Below are 26,178 nucleotides of genomic sequence, written 5' to 3' on the forward strand. Positions count from 1 at the left end.
TTTATCTTACTGTCTTATAGCTGAGGAACCCTATGGTTTACTCCTATACCGAAAAAAAACGTATTCGTAAAGATTTTGGAAAACGTCCACAAGTGTTAGACGTTCCTTATCTTCTTTCGATACAACTTGATTCTTTTCAGAAGTTCATTGAACGTGATCCGGAAGGTCAATATGGGCTAGAAGCTGCTTTTAGGTCCGTATTCCCGATACAGAGCTATAGCGGCAACGCTGAATTACAATATGTTAGTTATCGTTTAGGAGATCCTATCTTCGATGTTAAAGAGTGCCAAATTCGTGGTGTGACTTTTTCTGTACCATTACGCGTAATATTACGCTTAATTATCTATGAGCGTGAAGTACCAGAAACTTCAATGAAAGAACAAGAAGTATACATGGGTGAAATTCCCCTTATGACTGAGAATGGTACATTTATTATTAATGGAACTGAACGTGTTATCGTTTCACAATTACACCGTAGTCCTGGTGTTTTTTTTGATAGCGATAAGGGTAAGATCCACTCATCAGGTAAAGTTTTATTTAATGCACGTATTATTCCTTATCGAGGATCTTGGCTAGATTTTGAATTTGATCAAAAAGATCACTTATTTGTTCGTATAGATCGCCGTCGTAAATTACCAGCTACGATTATTCTACGTGCGTTGCACTTAAGTACTAACGAAATTCTAGAAACTTTCTTTGAAAAAGTAGTTTTCAATATTAATGAACATAAGTTAGAGATGGAACTAGTTCCTGAACGTTTACGTGGAGAAACAGCTTCATTTGATATTGAAGCAAATGGTACTATATATGTAGAAAAAGGCCGTCGTATTACCGTACATCATATTCGCAAGCTTAAAAAAGATTACATTAATAAAATCAAAGTACCCGTCGAATACATTATCGGTAAAGTGATAGCAAAAGATTATATTAGTAATAATACAAACGAAATAATTGCTACTGCTAATACTGAAGTTTCTATTGAATTATTACATAAACTAAGTGCAGCTGGATTTCACTGTATTGAAATCTTATTTACAAATGACTTAGATCATGGTGCCTATATTTCAGATACATTGCGCATTGATCCTACAAAAGATCGTCTTAGTGCATTAGTAGAAATCTATCGTATGATGCGTCCTGGTGAACCACCAACCCGCGAAGCGGCTGAAAATCTTTTCGAAAATCTATTTTTTTCAGAAGATCGTTATGATTTATCTGCTGTTGGTCGAATGAAATTTAATCGTGCATTGTTACGTCAAGAGATAGAAGGTTCTGGTCTTTTGAGTAAAGATGACATCATAGAAGTAATGAAGAAACTAATTGATATTCGTAACGGTAAAGGTGAAGTAGATGATATCGATCATCTTGGCAATCGTCGTATCCGTTCTGTTGGTGAAATGGCAGAAAATCAATTTAGAGTGGGTTTAGTTCGCGTAGAACGTGCTGTTAAAGAACGTTTATCTCTAAGTGATTTGGATACTCTGATGCCGCAAGATATTATTAACGCTAAACCAATTTCAGCAGCTGTGAAAGAATTTTTTGGTTCTAGCCAATTATCGCAATTTATGGACCAAAATAATCCATTATCTGAGATTACCCATAAACGCCGTATTTCTGCACTAGGACCAGGTGGCCTTACTCGTGAACGTGCTGGATTCGAAGTACGTGACGTACATCCAACTCATTATGGTCGTGTTTGTCCCATCGAAACCCCAGAAGGACCTAATATTGGTCTAATAAACTCTCTCTCTGTATATGCACAAACGAACGAGTATGGGTTTCTAGAAACACCATATCGTCGTGTACATAATGGTATTGTTACTGAAGAAATTCATTATCTTTCTGCGATTGAAGAGGGTAACTTCGTTATTGCACAGGCAAATACTAATCTAGATGAAAACGGTAATTTTATTGATGATCTAGTTACCTGTCGTAATAAGGGTGAATCTAGTTTATTTAGCCATGAACAAGTGAACTATATGGATGTTTCAACTCAACAGGTTGTTTCTGTTGGTGCTTCTCTTATTCCTTTTCTAGAGCACGATGATGCTAATCGCGCTTTAATGGGTGCCAATATGCAACGTCAAGCAGTACCGACTTTACGTACAGACAAGCCATTAGTAGGTACTGGTATGGAGCGTATAGTAGCAGTTGACTCTGGAGTCACTGCTGTTGCTAAACGTGGCGGGATAGTTCAATATGTGGACGCTTCGCGTATTGTGATTAATATTAATAGTAATGAAATGTATTCAGATGAAGCTGGAATTGATATTTATCACATGACGAAATATATTCGTTCTAATCAGAATACCTGTATTAGTCAGAAGCCTTGTGTATCTTTAGGTGAACGAGTTGAGCGCGGTGATGTATTAGCTGATGGTCCATCTACTGATCTAGGAGAACTAGCCTTAGGGCAAAATATGCGTATAGCATTCATGCCATGGAATGGTTATAACTTTGAAGATTCTATGTTAGTCTCCGAACGTGTCGTACAAGATGATCGTTTTACAACTATTCATATACAGGAATTAGCTTGTATATCACGCGATACAAAACTTGGTCCTGAAGAGATTACTGCTGATATACCAAATGTAGGTGAAGCAGCGCTCTGCAAACTAGATGAATCAGGAATAGTCTATATTGGTGCAGAAGTTACGAGTGGTGACATACTAGTAGGTAAGGTTACACCAAAAGGTGAAACTCAGCTGACTCCAGAAGAAAAACTATTACGCGCTATTTTTGGCGAAAAAGCTTCAGACGTGAAAGATTCTTCATTACGAGTACCCAATGGTTTCTCTGGTACAGTAATCGATGTACAGGTTTTTACTAGAGACGGAGTAGAAAAAGACAAGCGAGCACTAGAAATTGAAGAGATGCAGCTTAAACAGGCTAAAAAAGATCTAACAGAAGAATTAAGAATTTTCGAAGCGGGTTTATTCACTCGTATTCGTGATGTACTAATCTCTGATGGTATAGATATTAATATTGATAAAATATCGAAGTTAAGTAGCGAGCAATGGCTTAAATTTGGTTTACAAAATGTAGACAAATACCATCAACTAGAACAATTAACAGAACAGTACCATGAGTTGAAAAAAGTTTTTGATAAAAGATTGGAAGAAAAGCGTAGTAAGATTACTCAAGGAGATGATCTCTCCCCTGGTGTTCTCAAAATAGTAAAGGTATACCTAGCAGTAAAAAGACAAATTCAGCCTGGCGATAAAATGGCTGGTCGTCACGGTAACAAAGGTGTGATTTCTAAGATCAATCCAATTGAAGATATGCCTTACGATGAAAAGGGCGTACCAGTTGATATAGTACTAAATCCACTGGGTGTTCCATCACGTATGAATATTGGTCAGATTCTTGAAACACATTTAGGAATGGCTGCGAAAGGTATCGGTGATAAAATTAATACTATGCTTAAGCAGCACCAAGATATAATCAAAATACGTGAATTTATTCAGAAAGCTTATAATGTGGGCGATAATGTACGACAAAAAGTTGATCTTAATCTATTTTCCGACGAAGAAGTACTACGGCTAGCTACAAACTTAAAAAATGGTATGCCAATAGCAACACCAGTGTTTGATGGTGCTACAGAGAAAGAAATTAAAGAACTCCTACAGTTAGGAGAGTTGCCAACATCTGGTCAAATAACTCTCTTTGATGGTAGGACCGGTGAAAAATTTGAGCGTCAAGTAACAGTAGGCTATATGTATATGCTTAAACTTAATCATCTAGTTGATGATAAAATGCATGCGCGTTCAACTGGATCTTATAGCTTAGTGACTCAACAACCTCTGGGTGGTAAAGCACAGTTCGGTGGTCAACGTTTCGGTGAAATGGAAGTTTGGGCACTAGAAGCTTATGGTGCAGCATATACGTTACAAGAAATGTTGACCGTCAAGTCAGACGATGTTAATGGTCGTACCAAAATGTATAAAAATATTGTTGATGGTAATCACACTATGGAACCAGGAATGCCGGAATCTTTCAACGTCTTATTAAAAGAAATACGTTCTCTGGGTATTAATATTGAACTAGAAGAAGAATAATTTCTTCTAACAATTAACATAACATATAAATAAGCGTGCCTGCAATATCAAAATCAGGCATCTCACAGATCTTAGATCTAACTCTGACAAGAGCTAAAAGCCGTGAAAGATTTACTGAAATTTCTGAAAGCACAAGCTAAGACTGAAGAGTTTGATGCGATAAAAATCGCACTAGCTTCACCAGACATGATCCGTTCCTGGTCTTTCGGTGAAGTAAAAAAACCTGAGACTATTAATTACCGCACTTTTAAACCTGAGCGTGATGGTTTATTTTGTGCACGTATTTTCGGACCGGTTAAAGATTACGAGTGTTTATGCGGTAAATACAAACGTCTGAAGCATCGTGGTGTTATTTGCGAAAAATGTGGCGTTGAAGTGACCCAGACAAAAGTGCGTCGCGAGCGTATGGGACATATCGAGCTTGCTTCTCCTACGGCACATATTTGGTTTTTAAAATCTTTACCATCACGTATAGGTTTATTGCTAGATATGCCACTACGTGATATAGAGCGTGTACTCTACTTCGAGTCCTACGTAGTAGTTGAAAGTGGTATGACTAATTTAGAATGTAATCAAATCTTAACTGAAGAGCAGTATTTAGATGCCCTCGAAGAGTTTGGTGATGAGTTTGATGCTAAAATGGGCGCAGAAGCTATTCATGCTTTGTTAAAAAATATAGCTCTTGAGCAGGAATGTGAACAATTACGAGAAGAACTAGAAGAAACTACCTCAGAAACGAAACGTAAGAAACTTACTAAACGTATTAAGTTACTAGAAGCATTTGTACAATCAGGAAATAAGCCTGAATGGATGATCTTAAATGTACTACCAGTATTGCCGCCAGATCTACGTCCGTTAGTACCGCTAGACGGTGGACGTTTTGCTACATCAGATCTCAATGATTTATATCGCCGTGTTATTAATCGTAATAATCGTCTTAAACGATTACTTGATTTATCCGCACCAGATATTATTGTTCGCAATGAAAAACGTATGTTGCAAGAAGCAGTAGATGCATTACTAGACAACGGACGACGCGGACGTGCAATTACAGGCTCTAATAAGCGTCCGCTAAAGTCTTTAGCAGATATGATAAAAGGAAAGCAAGGTCGTTTTCGTCAGAATTTATTAGGTAAACGCGTCGATTACTCTGGCCGTTCAGTAATTACTGTCGGACCATACCTACGTCTACATCAATGTGGTCTACCAAAGAAGATGGCCCTTGAACTATTTAAGCCTTTTATCTATGGCAAGCTAGAACGCCGTGGTCTTGCAACGACTATTAAAGCTGCAAAGAAAATGGTTGAACGTGAAGAAGCAGTGGTTTGGGATATTTTGGATGAAGTAATTCGTGAACATCCGGTAATGTTGAATCGTGCGCCAACTTTGCATCGTCTGGGTATACAAGCATTTGAACCTGTACTAATTGAAGGTAAAGCTATTCAATTACATCCATTAGTTTGTGCTGCATATAACGCAGACTTTGACGGCGATCAAATGGCAGTACATATTCCATTAACACTTGAAGCACAATTAGAAGCTCGAGCTTTAATGATGTCTACTAATAATATTTTATCACCAGCAAACGGTGAACCTATTATAGTACCATCACAAGATGTCGTTTTAGGTTTATACTATATGACTCGTGACCGCGTTAATGGTAAAGGTGAAGGTATGGTTCTTACTGGACCTAAAGAAGCGGAACGTATTTATCGTCTTGGAATAGCAGAGTTACATGCTCGTATTAAAGTACGTATTACGGAATATGAGAAAAATGATCATGGTAACTGGATTGAAAACACACACATTATAGACACAACAATTGGACGAGCTATACTATGGATGATAGTTCCAAAGGGATTACCTTTTGTACTGGTTAACCAGGTGCTTGGTAAAAAATCTATCTCTAAGATGTTGAATACCTGTTATCGTATATTAGGTCTTAAACCTACGGTAATTTTTGCTGATCAAATTATGTATACTGGTTTTGCCTATGCTGCTCGTTCTGGTTCATCAGTTGGTATTGATGATATGATTATACCTTCCAAGAAAGCAGATATTATCAATGACGCTGAAGCAGAAGTAGCTGAGATTCAAGAGCAATTCCAATCCGGTTTAGTGACTGCTGGTGAACGCTACAACAAAGTAATTGATATATGGGCTGCTGCTAATGAACGCGTAGCTAAAGCTATGATGGATAATCTTTCTACTGAAACTGTTATTAATAGTAATGGTGTAGAAGAAAGGCAGGTATCATTTAATAATATTTTTATGATGTCAGACTCTGGTGCACGGGGATCTGCTGCACAGATTAGGCAGTTAGCAGGTATGCGTGGCTTAATGGCAAAACCTGATGGTTCAATTATAGAAACTCCGATTACAGCTAATTTCCGTGAGGGTTTAAACGTTTTACAATACTTTATTTCTACACATGGTGCACGTAAAGGTTTAGCAGATACAGCATTAAAAACAGCAAATTCTGGTTATCTGACTCGTCGTTTAGTAGATGTAGCACAAGATCTTGTAGTGACTCAAGATGATTGTGGTACTATTGCAGGTATTATTATGACCCCAGTGATAGAAGGTGGCGACGTAAAAGAACCATTGCGCGAACGTGTACTAGGTCGTGTCACAGCAGAAGATCTATTGAAACCTGGTAGTGCTGATGTTCTTGTGGAACGTAATACTCTACTCAATGAGCAATGGTGTGACGTACTAGAAGAAAACTCTGTTGATAATATTAAAGTTCGTTCAGTCGTTACCTGTGACACAGACTTTGGTGTCTGTGCCTATTGTTATGGTCGTGACTTAGCACGTGGTCATTTAGTTAATAATGGTGAAGCTATCGGTGTTATAGCTGCACAATCTATTGGTGAACCTGGTACTCAGCTAACTATGCGGACTTTTCATATCGGTGGAGCTGCCTTCCGTGCTGCGGCTGAATCGAGCATTCAAGTCAAAAATCAAGGTACTATTCGTCTCATCAACGCTAAATACGTAATTAATATTAGTAATAAAATAGTTATTACTTCTCGCAATACTGAACTAAAGTTAATCGATGAATTTGGCCGAACTAAAGAAAGCTATAAAGTACCATATGGTGCAGTGATGGCAAAAGGTGATGGATCAAAAATTATGGGTGGGGAAATAGTTGCGAACTGGGATCCACATACCATGCCTGTGATCACTGAAGTTGACGGTTTTATTCGTTTTACTGATATGATCGATGGGCAGACTATTACTCGCCAGACCGATGAACTTACTGGTTTATCATCTATCGTCGTATTAGATACAGCCGAAAGAAATAGTGGCGGTAAAGATTTAAGACCAGCGCTGAAGATTGTTGATCTAAATAATCATGATGTGCTTATCCCAAATACTGATATGCCTGCACAATATTTTCTACCTGGTAAGACCATTATACAGTTGGAAGATGGAACTAAAATTCATAGTGGTGATACCTTAGCACGTTTGCCGCAAGAAACTAGTGGTACTAAAGATATTACTGGTGGTCTACCGCGTGTAGCAGATTTATTCGAAGCTCGTAGACCTAAAGAGCCAGCTATTTTAGCTGAAGTGAGTGGGATTATTTCTTTTGGTAAAGATACTAAAGGAAAACGTCGTCTAGTAATATCACCGTTAAATAGCAGTGACACTTATGAAGAGATGATTCCTAAATGGCGTCAGCTTAACGTGTTTGAAGGTGAACACGTAGAACGCGGTGACGTGATCTCTGATGGACCAGAATCTCCGCATGATATTTTACGTTTACGTGGTGTACATGCTGTGACTCGCTATATTGTAAATGAAGTACAAGATGTTTATCGTTTACAAGGAGTCAAAATAAATGATAAGCATATTGAAGTAATTGTTCGTCAGATGCTGCGTAAAGCTACTATTATTAGTGCTGGTAATTCAGATTTTTTAGAAGGTGAACAAGTAGAATATTCACGTATTAAGATTAAAAATCTTCAGTTAAAACACGAAGGCAAAAGAGAAATAACTTATGTACGCGATCTGCTAGGTATAACTAAAGCATCGTTAGCTACGGAATCATTTATATCAGCTGCTTCTTTCCAAGAAACTACACGCGTGCTCACAGAAGCAGCTGTAGCGGGCAAAAGCGATGAATTACGCGGTCTAAAAGAAAATGTTATTGTCGGTCGGCTTATTCCGGCTGGTACAGGTTATGCATATCATCAAGAACGTGCCCGCAATCGTCACCATAGGGAAGAGTTTAATGTACAGCAGATTACTGCTGATGAAGCGTCAGCTAATCTCGCGGAACTATTAAACTTAGGATTAAGTAACCACGATCACTAATATGAGGTTAAAACCTTTCAATACATTTAGTCTGAATGTATATGCACACAGGGTAGCTACTGCGCATAACGAAGCTCAATTATTTATGTTATGGAAACAAGCATTACAAATGAATCGTCCTGTATTACTACTAGGTAGCGGTAGCAATGTTCTATTTCTAGAAAATTATACTGGCATTGTTTTACTTAATCGTATTAAGGGTATTGTAATTCAAGAAGATGCTGAAGCATGGTATGTACATGTCGGTGCTGGTGAATTATGGCATGATTTAGTAACTTATACTATTAATAGACAAATACCTGGGTTGGAGAATCTTGCCTTGATACCAGGCTATACAGGCTCAGCGCCGATACAAAATATCGGCGCCTATGGTGTAGAATTACAAGATTTCTGTAAATATGTCGATATTATTCAGTTAGATAACGGTAAAAAAATCCGTCTTAGTGCATTAGAATGTCAATTTGGCTACCGAGATAGTATTTTTAAGCATAATTATCGCGATAATTATGCTATTGTTGCTGTAGGACTACGGTTTAGTAAATTTTGGCGACCAGTTTTAAATTACGGTGAACTCAGACTACTAAATCCGCACCACATTACGCCGCGTCAAATATTTGATACAGTCTGCACTATGCGGCGTAATAAATTACCAAATCCAAAGATCGGTAATGCTGGTAGTTTTTTTAAAAATCCACTAATTGATACGAAAACGGCCACGCAATTATTAACGTGTTATCCCGATATACCATACTATCCACAAACTAATGGTGGAGTAAAAATAGCTGCAGGATGGCTAATTGATCGCTGTAAATTAAAAGGTTATCAATTTGGTAACGCAGCTGTTTATGAAAAACAGGCATTAATATTAATTAATGTTGGGCATGCTAATGGAAGTGAAATCGCTACACTCGCTAAGTATGTACGTGACTATGTAGCAGATAAATTTGCGATTTGGCTAGAACCCGAAGTACGTTTTATTGGCGCAGAAGGAGAAGTAGATGCCATTGGCGCCTTATCATGATAATATGACAGAAACTAGCATTCCGTTGAAACTAATTAACATATTATCCGACGGAAATGTTCATTCCTGTAAACAATTTGGTGAAAAACTATATATTAACTCTCTAAATATCAATAAACACATTCAGACTGTCTATGATTGGGGTATAGATTTATTAAAAATACCTGGTCAAGGTCAAAGTAACAATTATCGTTTACATACGCCATTGCAACTTCTCGATAAACAAGTCATTCAAATGCTACTTCCCACGGGAAGGATAGTAGTACTCTCAGTTATTAACTCAACAAATCAATATTTAATTGATCGTATTGCTTATTTACAGCCTGGAGATGCTTGTGTTGCCGAGTATCAACTACATGGCCGTGGGCGGCGTGGCCGAAAATGGATCTCTCAATTTGGTAATAATATTTATTTATCTATTTATTGGCGTTTAGAGCAGCAGGGGCCGGCTACATTAATTGGTCTTAGTTTAATGGTTGGTATCATAGTTGCTGAAATTTTGCAAAATATTGGTGCAAGTAACGTACAAGTCAAATGGCCAAATGATCTTTACCTTAATAATCGTAAATTAGCCGGTATTTTAGTTGAAACATCTGGTAGATCAGGTGATATAGGACATATCGTTATTGGCACTGGTATTAATTTAGCAATGCCTATCATGGAAAAAAGATGGATTAATTTAAAAGAAATCGGTATTGATATTGTTAGAAACAAGTTAGTCGCTGAACTAACTAATGCGTTACGTAATGCTTTACTACTATTTGAACGAGACGGTTTTGCGCCTTTTATTTTACGCTGGCAAGCACTAGATTACTTATATAATAAGCCAGTAAAATTATTAAGAGGTGATGGTAAATATAGTGAAATTATAGGAATTGCCCGTGGCATTAATACACAAGGAGCCTTACTGTTAGAACAACAAGGGCAAATCAATACCTATATTAATGGTGAAATCTCATTACGTTCTTACACATAACATGACAGGCCGGTATTCTGACTAACTGAACTACCGCACCTTAAAAAGGTATTGCCTGGCAGTTTCCTACTCTCACATGGGGAAACCCCACACTACCATTGGCGCTACGGTATTTCACTTCTGAGTTCGGTATGGTATCAGGTGGGACCACCGCGCTATTGCCACCAGGCAATTTTTTCAGTAATTAAATTAACTTTGTTGTAAACATTTAAAATTAAACTAAATATTTTAGGTGTTGTAAGGTTAAGTCTCACGGGTCATTAGTATCTGTTAGCTCAACGCCTCACAGCGCTTACACATCAGACCTATCAACGTTATAGTCTTTAACGTCCCTTTAGGAGGCTTAAACTTCAGCCTCAGGGAAGACTCATCTTGAGGCAAGTTTCCCGCTTAGATGCTTTCAGCGGTTATCTTTTCCGCACATAGCTACCGGGCAATGCCATTGGCATGACAACCCGCACACCAGCGGTGCGTCCACTCCGGTCCTCTCGTACTAGGAGCAGCCCCTCTCAATCTTCCAACGCCCATGGCAGATAGGGACCGAACTGTCTCACGACGTTCTAAACCCAGCTCGCGTACCACTTTAAATGGCGAACAGCCATACCCTTGGGACCTACTTCAGCCCCAGGATGTGATGAGCCGACATCGAGGTGCCAAACACCGCCGTCGATATGAACTCTTGGGCGGTATTAGCCTGTTATCCCCGGAGTACCTTTTATTCGTTGAGCGATGGCCCTTCCATTTAGAACCATCGGATCACTAAGACCTGCTTTCGCATCTGCTTGAATTGTCACTCTCGCAGTTAAGCTAGCTTATGCCTTTGCACTAACCTCACGATGTCCGACCGTGATTAGCTAACCTTTGTGCTCCTCCGTTACTTTTTAGGAGGAGACCGCCCCAGTCAAACTACCCACCAGACACTGTCTTCAATCCGGATTACGGACTAGAGTTAGAACATAAAACACTAAAGGGTGGTATTTCAAGGTTGGCTTCATGTAGACTGGCGTCTACACTTCAAAGCCTCCCACCTATCCTACACATCAAAGTTTGATATTCAGTATCAAGCTATAGTAAAGGTTCACGGGGTCTTTCCGTCTTGCCACGGGTACACCGCATCTTCACGGCGAATTCAATTTCACTGAGTCTCGGGTAGAGACAGTCTGGCCATCATTACGCCATTCGTGCAGGTCGGAACTTACCCGACAAGGAATTTCGCTACCTTAGGACCGTTATAGTTACGGCCGCCGTTTACCGGGGCTTCGATCAAGAGCTTAGTGACTCTATTAATTAACCTTCCGGCACCGGGCAGGCGTCACACCGTATACGTCCACTTTCGTGTTTGCACAGTGCTGTGTTTTTAATAAACAGTTGCAGCCAGCTGGTATCTGCGACTGGCTTCAGCGTTAGGAGCAAGTCCTATAACTTACATGCCAGCGTGCCTTCTTCCGAAGTTACGGCACCATTTTGCCTAGTTCCTTTACCCGAGTTCTCTCAAGCGCCTTAGTATTCTCTACCTGACTACCTGTGTTGGTTTGAGGTACGATTTTATGTAACCTGAAGCTTAGAGGCTTTTCTTGGAAGCATAGCATCAATTCCTTTACCATTGGAATGGTTAGTCATCACGCCTTAGTGTTATGAAAAAGCGGATTTGCCTACTTTTTCCACCTACACGTTTAAACCGGGACAACCGTTACCCGGCGAACTTAGCTTTCTTCGTTCCCCCTTCGCAGTTACATCTAGTACAGGAATATTAACCTGTTTTCCATCGACTACGCCTTTCGGCCTCGCCTTAGGGGTCGACTTACCCTGCTCCGATTACCGTTGAACAGGAAACCTTAGTCTTTCGGCGAGCGGGTTTTTTACCCGCTTTATCGTTACTTATGTCAGCATTCGCACTTCTGATACCTCCAGTATATTTTACAATATACCTTCACAGGCTTACAGAACGCTCCTCTACCCAGCAATATGCAAATATTGCTGCCGCAGCTTCGGTGCATAGTTTAGCCCCGTTACATTTTCCGCGCAGGACGACTCGACCAGTGAGCTATTACGCTTTCTTTAAATGATGGCTGCTTCTAAGCCAACATCCTGGTTGTTTATGACTTCCCACTTCGTTTCCCACTTAACTATGACTTTGGGACCTTAGCTGGCGGTCTGGGTTGTTTCCCTTTTCACGATGGACGTTAGCACCCATCGTGTGTCTCCCGTGATAACATTCTTTAGTATTCGTAGTTTGCATTGGGTTGGTAACCCAGAATGGACCCCTAGCCAAAACAGTGCTCTACCCCCAAAGATGAATTCACGAGGCGCTACCTAAATAGCTTTCGAGGAGAACCAGCTATCTCCCGGTTTGATTGGCCTTTCACCCCTAGCCACAAGTCATCCGCTAATTTTTCAACATTAGTCGGTTCGATCCTTCAGTTAGTGTTACTTAACCTTCAATCTGCTCATGGCTAGCTCACCGGGTTTCGGGTCTATATCCTGCAACTAAACGCCCAATTAAGACTCGGTTTCCCTACGGCTCCCCTATATGGTTAACCTTGCTACAGAATATAAGTCGCTGACCCATTATACAAAAGGTACGCAGTCACATTTTAAAAATGCTTCTACTGCTTGTACGTATACGGTTTCAGGTTCTATTTCACTCCCCTTACCGGGGTTCTTTTCACCTTTCCCTTACGGTACTAGTTCACTATCGATCAGTCAGGAGTATTTAGCCTTAGAGGATGGTCCCCCCATCTTCAAACAGGATACCACGTGTCCCGCTTTACTTCTTAAGCTCACAGCTTATATATTTTTGAATACAGGGCTATCACCTATTATTGCTGTTTTTTCCAAACACATTTTTCTAACATATAAACTGATGATGGCTTTAGGCTGTTCCCTGTTCGCTCGCCACTACTGAGGGAATCTCGGTTGATTTCTTTTCCTCAGGATACTTAGATGTTTCAGTTCTCCTGGTTCGCTTTATTAAGCTATGAATTTACTTAATAATGATACAAAAATTTGTATCGGGTTTTCCCATTCGGATATCATCGGTTGATAATGCTTCCTATCAGCTTACCGATGCTTTTCGCAGATTAGCACGTCCTTCATCGCCTCTGACTGTCTAGGCATTCACCGTATACGCTTAGTTACTTAACCTCACAACCCTAAAATATTTTGTTATTTTGAGTTTAATTTTAAATTGTTAAAGAACAAACATACTAAATTTACATTTATACAAATTGTATCTAATAATTGTTGCATTCGTCCCCTAGGGGAGTTGAACCCCTGTTGCTGCCGTGAAAGGGCAGCGTCCTAGACCACTAGACGAAGGGGACATAAATAAAAATTATATGTAAATACTATATTTAAATAAATATACATACTTTATTAATAGTTATTAATAATAACTAGATAATTTGTGTGGACACATCACAATTTTATTTAACTTTTTAGTGTAAGGAGGTGATCCAACCGCAGGTTCCCCTACGGTTACCTTGTTACGACTTCACCCCAGTTATGAATCACAAAGTGGTAAGCGCCCTCTCGTATTATGAGTTAAGCTACTAACTTCTTTTGCAATACACTCCCATGGTGTGACGGGCGGTGTGTACAAGGCCCGGGAACGTATTCACCGTGGCATTCTGATCCACGATTACTAGCGATTCCGACTTCATAGAGTCGAGTTGCAGACTCTAATCCGGACTACGATGCACTTTATGAGGTTTGCTAACTCTTACGAGATTGCTTCTCTTTGTATGCACCATTGTAGCACGTGTGTAGCCCTACTCGTAAGGGCCATGATGACTTGACGTTATCCTCACCTTCCTCCGGTTTATCACCGGCAGTCTCCTTTGAGTTCCCGACTTAATCGTTGGCAACAAAGGATAAGGGTTGCGCTCGTTGCGGGACTTAACCCAACATTTCACAACACGAGCTGACGACAGCCATGCAGCACCTGTCTCAGAGTTCCCGAAGGCACTAAAGCTTTTCTGCTTTATACTCTGGATGTCAAGAGTAGGTAAGGTTTTTCGCGTTGTATCGAATTAAACCACATGCTCCACCGCTTGTGCGGGCCCCCGTCAATTCATTTGAGTTTTAACCTTGCGGTCGTACTCCCCAGGCGGTCGATTTAATGCGTTAGCTTCGAAAGCTATAGCTCAAGGCTACAACCTTCAAATCGACATCGTTTACAGCGTGGACTACCAGGGTATCTAATCCTGTTTGCTCCCCACGCTTTCGTACTTGAGCGTCAGTTTTCGTCCAGGGGGGCGCCTTCGCCACTGGTATTCTTCCAGATCTCTACGCATTTCACCGCTACACCTGGAATTCTCCCCCCCTCTACGAGACTCTAGCTTACCAGTTTCAAATGCAATTCCTAGGTTAAGCCTAGGGCTTTCACACCTGACTAAATAAACCGCCTACATACGCTTTACGCCCAGTAATTCCGATTAACGCTTGCACCCTCCGTCTTACCGCGGCTGCTGGCACGGAGTTAGCCGGTGCTTCTTTTGCGGGTAACGTCAATTGACAATTATTATTAGTAACTTCATTTTCTTCCCCGCTGAAAGTGCTTTACAACCCGAAGGCCTTCTTCACACACGCGGTATAGCTGCATCAGGGTTTCCCCCATTGTGCAAGATTCCCCACTGCTGCCTCCCGTAGGAGTCTGGACCGTGTCTCAGTTCCAGTGTGGCTGGTCATCCTCTCAGACCAACTAGAGATCGTTGCCTAGGTGAGCTATTATCTCACCTACTAGCTAATCTCATCTGGGTTCATCTTATGGCATGAGGCCTAAATTAGGTCCCCCATTTTGGTCTGACGACATTATGCGGTGTTAGCTATCGTTTCCAATAGTTATCCCTCTCCATAAGGTAGATCCCCAGATATTACTCACCCGTTCGCCGCTTGCCGGCAAAGTAATTAATTTACTTTCCGATGCCGCTCGACTTGCATGTGTTAAGCTTACCGCCAGCGTTCAATCTGAGCCATGATCAAACTCTTCAATTGAAAATTGTTTACTTAAAAAATTATTCATAAAAAACAATGTTATTAGTTTTTTAAGTTTTTAACTATTTTTTGCGTGTGTCCACACAAATTATCTAATCAATTATTAAAGAGCATTGTCGAATAAGATAATTATTAATCGACATTGTTTATATGTTACCTGATCTTACTGATCAGTCAAGAGTTTATTTATAATATAAATATAATTATTTAATTTTAGTTAAGTTAAGTAATGTATTATAATAATAAATGTAACATAAAGTACTCATAAAGTGTTAAATCAGTAATTTAGCACTTAATTATAAAACTTATTATTAGCTTTTTTTCACTTTAGGTAAGTCAATAATAGTTCCTTCATAAATTTTAGCTGATAGACCAATAGATTCATATAGCGTAGGATGAGCATGAATAGTTAGTGCTATATCTTCTGCATCACAACCCATCTCAATTGCGAGACTAATTTCACCAAGTAATTCTCCTCCATTTGTTCCAACTATTGCTCCTCCAATAATTTTATGTGTATTTTTATTAATAATTAATTTAGTCATACCATCTTTACAATTTGAAGCAATAGCTCTACCTGAAGCTAACCAAGGGAAAATAGATACTTCATAGTTTATACTTTTTTCTTTAGCTTCTTTTTCAGTAAGCCCAACCCAGGCTAATTCAGGCTCAGTATAAACAATTGAAGGAATTACTTTTGGATCAAAGTAATGATTAAGATTAGCAATGACTTCTGCAGCTATATAACCTTCATGTATTCCTTTATGCGCTAACATTGGTTGACTTACTATATCACCGATGGCATAAATATGTGGTATATTAGTACGCATCTGTTTATCAACATGAATAAAACCTTTATTATCAACTGCAATACCGATCTTTTTAAGATTTAATAATTGACCGTTTGGATTTCTACCAATAGCTATTAAAACTACATCATAACGTTGAGTTATTACATGATTATTCTTAAAGTTCATGGTAACATAAATACCATCTACTTTTGTTTCTAAAGCTGTTACCTTAGTTTCTAATATAAGAGTAAATTTGTTACTAATATGTTTAGTAAAAACTGCGATGACATCTTTATCTACAGTAGGAATAACCTGATCTGCAATTTCTACTATATCTATTTCTGAACCTAACATATGATAAATAGTTGCTATTTCTAGCCCAATAATTCCACCTCCTATAACTAACATTTTTTTAGGTACAAAATTTAGTGCTAATGCATCAGTAGAATTCCAAATACGTTGGTCTGTAAAAGATATTAATGGTAATGGAATAGGACTAGAACCTGCAGCAATTATCGCATGATCAAAAGTAATATTAACAATATTATTATTACTTATTACTTTTATAGTGTTAGTACTGGTAAATTGACCATATCCATTTACTATTTGAATATTACGTTCTTTAGCCATATGGTGTAAACCACTGGTAAGTTGATTGATTACTTTTTCTTTCCAGAGACGCATTTTATGAATATCAGTATGTAATTCCCCACATAATATACTTTGTTGACTCAAAGCTTGAGCTTCTGTTATGACTTTAGTCACATGTAATAAAGCTTTTGACGGAATACATCCAACATTAAGACATACTCCACCTAGAGTAGGATAACGTTCTACTAACGTAGTATATAATCCTAAATCTGCACAACGAAAAGCAGCAGAATAACCTCCTGGACCAGCACCAAGGACCACTACTTGAGTTTTAATTTCAGTATTCATTATGACCTCTTAGGTATTTTCTGTTGCTATTAAATTTTATAAGTTTATTAGTTATTAACTTTATATAATTAATAATTACAAAATTAGATTACGTATGTTAGACATATGGTTGTTAATAACTTTAATAAAACGTGCTCCATCTGCTCCATTAATAACTCTATGATCATAAGATAATGATAAAGGTAACATCAGTAAAGATATAAAATTTTTACCAGTCCAAACTTGTTTTAAATATGATTTAGATACTCCGAGGATTGCTACCTCGGGTGCATTTACTATTGGTGTAAATTGCATACCACCAATACCGCCTAAACTCGAGATAGTAAAACATCCTCCTTCCATATCAGATGCCATAAGCTTACCCGCATGAGCTTTTTCAGATAAAGAAATAATTTCACGCGATAAATCAATAATACCTTTTTTATTGACTTCATGGCATACTGGTACTACTAAGCCATTTTGGGTATCTACTGCAATACCAATATTTACATATTTTTTTAGTATTACTTGTTGCCCATTCACTGATAGTGAACTATTAAAAATAGGTAATTCTTTTAGTGCTTGCGCAACAGATTTTATTATAAAGCTCAATAAGGTAATTTTAATATGAGGATAATTTTGTTTGATTTGAATATTTTGTTTTTGTCTAAACTCTTCCACATCAGTAATATTAGCTTCATCGAATTGAGTTACATGAGGAATCATAGTCCAGTTACGATATAAATTCGCACTAGAAATTTTTTGTATTTTTCCTAATTCTCTAATCTCTATTTCTCCAAATTTGCTGAAATCAATTTCTGGCAATATTGATGGAATCAAGTTATTATTATTTATATTATTATTATATTTAATAATATGTCGAATATAAGTTTGAACATCCTCACGTACAATACGACCTTTACGACCTGTACCTTTTATATTTGCTAAGTTTATACCGAATTCACGTGCTAAATTACGAATGACTGGAGTAGCATAAACGTACGCTTCGTTTTCAGTATCATTAATTTCTGTTTTCTCTATATTTTCTGTTTTCTCAGGTACAGCTATGAGATTTAAACATGATTCTGATACCATATCTTCTACATCAAATACCATAATAATAGTACCAGTGCTAATTTTATCACCTACATTAATATTAATTTCTTTTACAACACCTGGAAATGGTGCAGGAATTTCCATCGATGCTTTATTACCTTCTACAGTAATTAATGATTGTTCAATTTTGACTTGATCGCCTATATTTACTAAAATTTCAGTAACTTCTACTTCATCAAGACCAATGTCTGGTACTTTAATTTGTATCGTCATTATTAACTTATCTCGTTTATGCAAAACGTGGACTAATTTTGTCAGGATTAATACCGAATCTTTTAATTGCGTTGCTAACAATATCAGTTTTGAGTTTTTTACTTTTGGTTAGTACCCACAATGCTGCAACTACTATATAGCTTGCATCTATTTCAAAATAGTGACGCAAGTTATCACGACTATCAGATAGGCCAAAACCATCGGTACCTAAAACATGAAATGGTGTGGTAGGAATAAAATTGCTAATTTGTTCCGCAAATAGTTTCATATAGTCAGTAGATGCTATTACTGGTGCTGTATTTAAAATAGTAGCAACATATGGTATACGTGGAGTTTCAGTTGGATGTAGCATGTTCCAACGTTCACAATCTTGGCCATCTCGTGCTAACTCAGTAAATGATGTCACACTATAAACATCAGAACTAATATCATATTCTTGTGATAATATTTTAGCTGCTTTACGTACATGGCGTAAAATCGCCCCTGAACTTATTAGCTGTACTTTACCTTGTGTACCTGCTAAGGTTTCTAGCTTATAAATTCCTTTACGAATTCCTTCTTCTACTCCTACTGGCATAACTGGCATGAAATAATTTTCATTTAGTGTTGTGATATAATAGAAAATGTTTTCTTGTTGTTTTCCATACATACGATGCAAACCATCATGGATAATGACCGCTACTTCATAAGCATAGGATGGATCGTAAGAGATACAATTAGGAATTGTTAATGCTTGAATATGACTATGACCATCTTCATGTTGCAAACCTTCACCATTTAGGGTAGTACGACCAGAAGTTCCTCCAATTAAAAAACCACGCGCTTGTTGATCTCCTGCAGCCCAAAATAGATCACCAGTACGTTGAAAACCAAACATAGAATAATAGATATAAAATGGAATCATTGGAAAATCATTAGAACTGTAAGAAGTAGCAGCTGCTAACCAGGAAGATGCGGCACCTAACTCATTAATACCTTCCTGTAGAATTTGTCCTTTATCATCTTCACGATAGTAAGCTAGTTGTTCTCTATCTTGTGGGGTATACTGTTGACCATCCGAATTATAAATTCCAATTAATCTAAATAATCCTTCCATACCAAATGTACGTGCTTCATCTGCAATAATAGGTACTATTCTATTTTTTATAATCGGTTTTTTAAGCAAAATGCTTAATACACGTACAAAAGCAATTGTAGTAGAAATTTTTTTGTTTTGTTCTTTTAGTAATGAAATAAAATCATCTAAGCTTGGTAATTCAAGTGATTGAGTAAAGTTTTTCAGTCTACTTGGCAAATAACCATGTAGTGCGTTGCGTCGTTCATGCAAATATTTAAATTCTTCTGATTCTTTTTTAAAAGTAATGTATGGGAGTGACTCTATTTGATCATCAGTAATGACACTTAAATTAAAACGATCACGAAAGTAACGTATTTCTTCTATATTCATTTTTTTTACTTGATGGGCAATATTCATTCCTTCTCCTGTCACACCCATACCGTAACCTTTAATTGTATGCACTAAAATTACTGTCGGTTTACCAGTAGTAAGCTTAGCTCTTTGCATAGCAGCAAAAATTTTTTTGGGATCATGACCACCACGGTTTAGCGCCCAAATTTCTTCATCACTCATATTTTTTACTAGCTCTGCAGTTTCATGGTATTTACCAAAAAAATGTTTACGTACATAAGCACCATTCTTAGATTTTAAAGTTTGGTAATCACCATCTAAAGTTTCATTCATCAGCTGTACTAATTTTCCTTTAGTGTCTTGACGTAATAGTTCATCCCAGCGACTACCCCAGATAACTTTGATTACTTTCCAACCTGCACCAGCAAATACACTTTCTAACTCATTAATTATTTTTCCATTACCAATAACAGGACCATCTAGACGCTGTAAATTACAGTTAATAATAAATATGAGATTATCAAGTTTTTCACGAGTCGCTATAGTCAGTGCACCTTTAGATTCTGGTTCATCCATTTCACCATCCCCTAAAAAAGCATAAATTGTTTGATCACTTGTATCTTTCAATCCACGATTATGTAAATATTTAAGAAATTTAGCTTGATAAATTGCACAAATAGGTCCTAATCCCATAGAAACAGTAGGAAATTGCCAATATTCAGGCATAAGTTTCGGATGTGGATAAGAAGATAATCCTTGACCATCTACTTCCTGGCGAAAATTGTTCAGTTGTTCTGCTGTAATGCGTCCTTCTAGAAAAGATCTAGCATAAATACCAGGCGATATATGTCCTTGAAAATAAACTAAATCACCACCATCTTTATTATTTCTAGCTCGAAAAAAATGATTAAAGCAAACATCATAAATTGTTGCAGATGATTGAAAAGAAGCTATGTGACCACCTAAATCAAGATTCTTTTTAGAGGCATGTAATACCATCATTACAGTATTCCAGCGAATCGCAGAACGAATACGACGCTCTAGTTCTAAATTACCTGGATACTCAGGCTCATCTTCTACCGAAATGCTATTGATATAATTATTATTAGAGGATAGATCTGTAGAAATTTGAATCCCATTTTCACGTGCTTTTTCTAATATCTGATTAATTAAAAACTGTGCTCGTGCAATACCTTCTTCACGAATAACCGATTCGAGAGACTGTAACCAGTCGCATGTTTCGATCGGATCTACGTCATGATATAATCCTTCTGACATGGTCAGTTTTCCTTTTATTTGCTTAAGGTAAAATATAAAGTTTGTTATACATTATGTTTTATTTTCTAACTATGTATTACTAATTAAATTGAACTCATTTCAAATTTCAAAAGTTTACGTCTCAGTAGACGATCAGTAAGTCTCCATCAAAACAATAGCTAATAAAATATTTAATAATATATATAGTTATATTATATATATTACATATAATATATATAATATAACTTAAGCTATTGATCAATAGTAATTAATGAATATTTACTTAGATGTTACATGGTATGGACTATGTTGAGAAAAATTGATATTTTCATATCAAATTGAAAGTAACAAAATCTTAACCTTTTTGTCTACAACAGCTTATGTTTCATTACGTATAGTAATAGTAGTAACAATTAAAAGTTACTAATATACTTCATATATTTTATATAGTAAACATACTATACTTTGTATAGTAGTATTTAACAAAATTATATTAATACTTTTGAAAGTTATTCAACTTAAGTTTTTTTACTTATAAAATATAATCATATAATAGTTAAGTATTTTCAAAGATAATATATCTAGTAATTAACATGGAGCCATTATGTTTTCTTCTAGTTATAATACTAAGATTCGTAAAGCAGAATTATTTACACGCATTCAACAAGATCTTCCATATACTGTAAGTTTTGCACTTCAAGAAGATTTAGGTGGAATTACTAATGCACAGGCAGATATTACTGCGCAACTCATACCTCATCAAAGTAAATCTACTGCAGTTATTATAACCCGTGAAAATGGTGTCTTCTGTGGTAAAAACTGGTTTCAAGAAGTTTTCAAACAACTCGGTGGAAATATTAATATTCATTGGCAAGTTAACGATGGTGATATTATACAAGCTAATCAACTACTATGTAACATGATTGGTTCTACACAAATATTACTAACTGGTGAACGTACTGCTCTAAATTTTATTCAAACTATGAGTGGTGTTGCTAGCACAGTCAAACGTTACGCTGATGTATTAAAACATACCAAAACTAAACTATTAGACACTCGTAAAACACTACCGGGTTTACGTACGGCATTCAAATATGCGGTACTATGTGGAGGTGGTAGCAACCATCGACTAGGTTTAACAGATGGATTCTTAATAAAAGAAAATCATATTATTGCTGCTGGCTCTATCGCTAAGGCAGTAGCTAATGCTATAGAATTACGTACTCATATGTCTAGTAATATACCTATTGAAGTTGAAGTAGAGAATTTACAAGAGTTAATACAAGCTCTAGAAACAAAAGCTGATATCATTATGTTAGACAACTTTAGTTATCAAGATATTACTCGCGCAGTAACGATAACTAAACAGCGTATCTTACTAGAAGTTTCTGGAAATATAACATTAAAAAACCTACCAGAATATATCTTAATGGGTATTGATTATATCTCTATAGGTGCCTTTACTAAACATGTACATGCGTTAGATTTATCTATGCGTTTAAGTTAATATGCCTTATGTGGTTGCCCTAACCGGCGGTATTGGTAGTGGTAAAAGTACAGTGGCGAATATTTTCGAGGCACTCGGTACTCCTATCGTAGATGCTGATGTTATTAGTCGGCAGATAGTTCAACCACATAGCAAAGCTTTACACTTTATTATAAATCGTTTTGGTAGTATTATGCTATATAATAATGGAATGTTAAATCGTACAGCTCTAAGAGAACAAATATTTAGTAATCCAGAAGATAAAGTATGGCTTAATAATCTACTTCATCCTATTATTCAGCAATTAACAGAACAGCAAATACATATTAGCTATGCTGATGCACCTTATGTTTTATGGGTAGTACCACTATTATTAGAAAATAACTTACAGCAGCATGCTGATAGAATATTAGTAGTTGATGTGTCGATTGAAAAACAAATAACTCGAACACTAATTCGTGATAATATTAGTAATAAGCAGGTAGAAAATATTTTATCAGCACAAATATCACACCAACAACGTTTATATTATGCAGATGATATTATTGATAATAATAGATCTCTCGAAGAGACTAAAAAACATATTATTAAATTAAATAATCTTTATCTAAAACTTGCAGCATTTAAAAGAAAACAAAAACAAAATAAAGATACATACATATCTGACCTATAAATTAAAACTAAATGACTTAGATTAATTCATTATTTATCTTTTAATCGTAAATGGTATTTTTGGTAGTTGATTATGTACTTCTAATTTACTAAGTATACTTATCACTTCATATTTTAGTGAATCTAGCATAGTTGAAAACATAATAAAAGATTCACGCTTATACTCTTGTTTTGGATCTTTTTGTGCATAACCGCGTAGATGAATACCTTGACGTAAATAATCCATAGCTGCTAAATGTTCTTTCCACAAAGAGTCAAGTGTTTGTAACATGATACGTCTTTCTAAATAACGCATCATATCTATACCTATTATTTCTTCTTTATGTTGATACTCTTCTAGTATTTTGGGAAAAAATATTTTTTCTTGCCAGCCTGGTTCATCTGTTTGCCATTGTATATTAGCAATATTCAGATCAAAATCATTTTGCAAACGTTGTTGTAAACCATATATATCCCACATTTCTTCTAGCGATTGTGGTGGAATATAAATATTAATTATACTTGTTAGTACATCTTTACGAATACTATTAATAGTTTGACTAATATCTGTAACTTCTAGTAATTCGTTACGCTGAGCATAAATTACTCTACGTTGATCGTTAATAACATCATCATATTCTAATAGTTGTTTGCGAATCTCAAAGTTACGGTTTTCAACCTTACGTTGAGCATTTGCAATCGCTTTTGTAACCCACGGATGTTCTATAGCCTCACCTTGCTTCATTCCTAATTTACGCATCATGCTTGATACACGATCGGAAGCAAAGATACGCATTAAAGCATCTTCCATAGACAAATAAAAACGAGATGAACCAGCGTCACCTTGACGGCCAGAACGACCCCGTAACTGATTATCTATTCGGCGTGATTCATGGCGCTCAGTACCAATAATATGTAGACCACCTACCGCTAAAACAGCGTCATGTCGTTGCTGCCATGATGTTTTAATATTATGAATTTGCTGTTTCTTAAGATTGTTATTTTTTAGTACTGCTATGTCTGCGTGCCAGCTACCACCTAGCATAATATCAGTCCCGCGACCAGCCATATTAGTAGATATAGTTACTGCACCAGGCTGACCAGCTTGTGCTACTATTTCAGCTTCCATAGCATGAAATTTTGCGTTAAGAACTTTATGCCTAATACCTGCTTTTTCTAAAGCATTAGATACGACTTCAGATTTCTCAATAGAAATAGTACCTACTAGAACTGGTTGTCTACGCTTACAACAAGTTTTAATTTCTTCTATAATTGCATTAATTTTTTCTGTTTCTGTCATATAAACAAGATCAGGAAAATCTTGACGAATCATTGGTTGGTTAGTTGGTACGACAATAGTATCTAGTTGATAAATAGAACGAAACTCAAATGCTTCAGTATCTGCAGTACCAGTCATTCCTGATAATTTCTCGTATAAACGAAAATAATTCTGAAAAGTTATTGATGCTAATGTTTGATTTTCATTTTGGATGACGACATGTTCTTTTGCTTCTATTGCTTGATGTAAACCATCTGACCATCGTCGACCAGGCATAGTACGACCTGTATGTTCGTCTACAATGATTACTTCATTATCTTTCACAATATAATCAACATTACGCGAAAAGAGTACATAGGCACGTAAGGCTGCAGTTACGTGATGCATTAGAATAATATTAGTTGGAGAATAAAGGGATTCTCCTTTTTCTAAAAGACCAGCATGAACCATCAGCTCTTCAATTAATACAAGACCTCGTTCAGTTAAGTTTACTTGACGATATTGTTCGTCTACTGAAAAATGACCTTCACCTTGAAAACTATCAGAATCTTCTTTTTCCTGGCGAATAAAATATGGCATAAGTTTATCAACTTTACGATATATTTCAGAGCTATCTTCTGCAGGACCAGAGATAATCAGTGGTGTTCGCGCTTCATCAATAAGAATCGAATCCACCTCATCTATTAACGCGTAATATAGTTTTCGTTGTACGCGTTCTGTTGTGCTAAATGCCATATTATCACGTAAATAATCAAAACCATATTCATTATTAGTACCATAAGTAATATCAGCAGCATAAGCGGTACGTTTAGCTGCAGCAGATAATCCATGTAAGTTCATTCCAACGCTCAGACCAAGAAACTCAAATAATGCACGATTATTTTCAGCATCGCGCTGTGCTAAATAATCATTGACTGTAACAACATGTACTCCCTTACCACTCAGAGCATTTAAATAAGCAGGTAAAGTTGCAGTTAAGGTTTTACCTTCACCAGTACGCATCTCAGCTATGCAACGATTATTTAGCACAATACCACCCAATAGCTGGACATCAAAGTGACGCATACCAAATACACGCTTACTAGCTTCCCGCACTACGGCAAAAGCTTCTGGTAAAATATTATTTACAAGTTCCTTTTGATTAATACGCGAGCGAAATTCTAAAGTTTTCGCAGCTAGCTGTTTATCACTAAGGGTTGCCATCTCCTGTTCAAGATTGTTGATAATATCCACAATTTTATTCATACGACGTAGTGTACGGTCATTGCGGCTACCTAAAATTTTAGTCAGAAGTCGTGCTAGCATAATAAGTTAAATCTCGTTACAACGGTGGCAAAATCATGTGATATAACATATATTTAATATTTATACATATCATGCTTACTAAGCGTATAATGTACTATTCTACTAGATAAATATTACCAAATATGTCAAGAAAAATAATAAATTTTGACTAATTTGTGATCTCACTATTTGAGTATTAGGTAATGATGTATTTCCCTAGGAAAATATTAATGAATGATAGATAATAGATAATGGTACGAATAGCATTCTGTAGCCATAAAGAGATGTAGATCATTTACATAAGACAGTACAATATTTATTGTAAGCGCGCTAGTTTAGTCTGAATATTTAGACTAAAAACTTAAAATATTTTTTTATATCGGTAGTCTAAGAATAAAAAAA

Annotated in this window: 9 protein-coding genes, 1 tRNA gene, 3 rRNA genes and 1 pseudogene; 6 read left to right on the forward strand and 8 right to left on the reverse strand. The window is 36.8% G+C overall.

What is annotated here, in order from left to right:
- Nucleotides 1–32 precede the first annotated feature (32 nt).
- The 4 genes from rpoB to birA all read left to right on the forward strand — a co-directional run bounded on the left by rpoB (nt 33) and on the right by birA (nt 10,378).
- Nucleotides 33–4,058 carry a DNA-directed RNA polymerase subunit beta gene (rpoB, locus tag IM45_RS02770; protein WP_038499006.1) on the forward strand — a complete coding sequence of 1,342 codons (4,026 nt, stop codon included), beginning with the start codon at nt 33–35 and terminating at the stop codon, nt 4,056–4,058.
- A gap of 102 nt (nt 4,059–4,160) precedes the next feature.
- Nucleotides 4,161–8,381 carry a DNA-directed RNA polymerase subunit beta' gene (gene rpoC / locus IM45_RS02775; RefSeq protein ID WP_038499009.1) on the forward strand — a complete coding sequence of 1,407 codons (4,221 nt, stop codon included), beginning with the start codon at nt 4,161–4,163 and terminating at the stop codon, nt 8,379–8,381.
- A 1-nt stretch (nt 8,382) separates the two neighbouring features.
- The gene (gene murB, locus IM45_RS02780) at nt 8,383–9,402 is read left to right on the forward strand and encodes a UDP-N-acetylmuramate dehydrogenase (protein WP_038499012.1); all 1,020 of its coding nucleotides are present in this window, start codon (nt 8,383–8,385) and stop codon (nt 9,400–9,402) included.
- A 4-nt stretch (nt 9,403–9,406) separates the two neighbouring features.
- A complete protein-coding gene (gene birA / locus IM45_RS02785) occupies nt 9,407–10,378 on the forward strand; it encodes a bifunctional biotin--[acetyl-CoA-carboxylase] ligase/biotin operon repressor BirA (protein WP_038499622.1) in 972 nt (323 codons plus the stop codon).
- A gap of 53 nt (nt 10,379–10,431) precedes the next feature.
- Here the strand turns inward: birA and rrf are convergent.
- The 7 genes from rrf to aceE form a co-directional block, all read right to left on the reverse strand.
- Nucleotides 10,432–10,547: ribosomal RNA gene (rrf, locus tag IM45_RS02790) — 5S ribosomal RNA — on the reverse strand.
- A gap of 70 nt (nt 10,548–10,617) precedes the next feature.
- Nucleotides 10,618–13,522: ribosomal RNA gene (locus tag IM45_RS02795) — 23S ribosomal RNA — on the reverse strand.
- A 106-nt stretch (nt 13,523–13,628) separates the two neighbouring features.
- Nucleotides 13,629–13,701: transfer RNA gene (locus tag IM45_RS02800), tRNA-Glu, on the reverse strand.
- Between the two features lie 120 nt (nt 13,702–13,821).
- Nucleotides 13,822–15,373: ribosomal RNA gene (locus tag IM45_RS02805) — 16S ribosomal RNA — on the reverse strand.
- Together the 16S, 23S and 5S rRNA genes with 1 tRNA gene alongside form the textbook arrangement of a ribosomal RNA operon.
- A gap of 311 nt (nt 15,374–15,684) precedes the next feature.
- Nucleotides 15,685–17,106, reverse strand: a complete 1,422-nt coding sequence (lpdA, locus tag IM45_RS02810) for a dihydrolipoyl dehydrogenase (RefSeq protein WP_260086811.1) — start codon at nt 17,104–17,106, stop codon at nt 15,685–15,687.
- Nucleotides 17,107–17,178: 72 nt separating this feature from the next.
- The gene (locus tag IM45_RS02815; protein WP_051984614.1) at nt 17,179–18,411 is read right to left on the reverse strand and encodes a 2-oxo acid dehydrogenase subunit E2; all 1,233 of its coding nucleotides are present in this window, start codon (nt 18,409–18,411) and stop codon (nt 17,179–17,181) included.
- Between the two features lie 16 nt (nt 18,412–18,427).
- Complete coding sequence (aceE, locus tag IM45_RS02820; protein ID WP_038499018.1) at nt 18,428–21,097, reverse strand: pyruvate dehydrogenase (acetyl-transferring), homodimeric type; 2,670 nt, start codon at nt 21,095–21,097, stop codon at nt 18,428–18,430.
- 583 nt (nt 21,098–21,680) lie between these two features.
- Here aceE and nadC point away from each other — a divergent pair.
- Both nadC and coaE read left to right on the forward strand, forming a co-directional pair.
- Nucleotides 21,681–22,583: a carboxylating nicotinate-nucleotide diphosphorylase gene (gene nadC, locus IM45_RS02825; protein ID WP_038499021.1), complete on the forward strand. Its 903-nt coding sequence runs from the start codon at nt 21,681–21,683 to the stop codon at nt 22,581–22,583.
- Between the two features lies 1 nt (nt 22,584).
- Nucleotides 22,585–23,235 (forward strand): dephospho-CoA kinase, encoded by a 651-nt coding sequence (gene coaE, locus IM45_RS02830; protein ID WP_038499024.1) that lies wholly within the window; start codon nt 22,585–22,587, stop codon nt 23,233–23,235.
- Nucleotides 23,236–23,310: 75 nt separating this feature from the next.
- Here the strand turns inward: coaE and secA are convergent.
- Nucleotides 23,311–25,797 (reverse strand): annotated as a pseudogene (gene secA, locus IM45_RS02835) (preprotein translocase subunit SecA); the annotation flags it as partial.
- Between the last annotated feature and the right edge of the window lie 381 nt (nt 25,798–26,178).

Source organism: Candidatus Palibaumannia cicadellinicola (assembly GCF_000754265.1).
Lineage (GTDB): Bacteria > Pseudomonadota > Gammaproteobacteria > Enterobacterales > Enterobacteriaceae > Baumannia > Baumannia cicadellinicola_B.

What these genes read in the sequence shown, in the direction of transcription:
- nadC (WP_038499021.1), top strand. Translation starts at nt 21,681, where the DNA reads ATGTTTTCTTCTAGTTATAATACTAAGATTCGTAAAGCAGAATTATTT.
- aceE (WP_038499018.1), bottom strand. Translation starts at nt 21,097, where the DNA reads ATGTCAGAAGGATTATATCATGACGTAGATCCGATCGAAACATGCGAC.
- IM45_RS02815 (WP_051984614.1), bottom strand. Translation starts at nt 18,411, where the DNA reads ATGACGATACAAATTAAAGTACCAGACATTGGTCTTGATGAAGTAGAA.
- birA (WP_038499622.1), top strand. Translation starts at nt 9,407, where the DNA reads ATGACAGAAACTAGCATTCCGTTGAAACTAATTAACATATTATCCGAC.
- murB (WP_038499012.1), top strand. Translation starts at nt 8,383, where the DNA reads ATGAGGTTAAAACCTTTCAATACATTTAGTCTGAATGTATATGCACAC.
- rpoB (WP_038499006.1), top strand. Translation starts at nt 33, where the DNA reads ATGGTTTACTCCTATACCGAAAAAAAACGTATTCGTAAAGATTTTGGA.
- coaE (WP_038499024.1), top strand. Translation starts at nt 22,585, where the DNA reads ATGCCTTATGTGGTTGCCCTAACCGGCGGTATTGGTAGTGGTAAAAGT.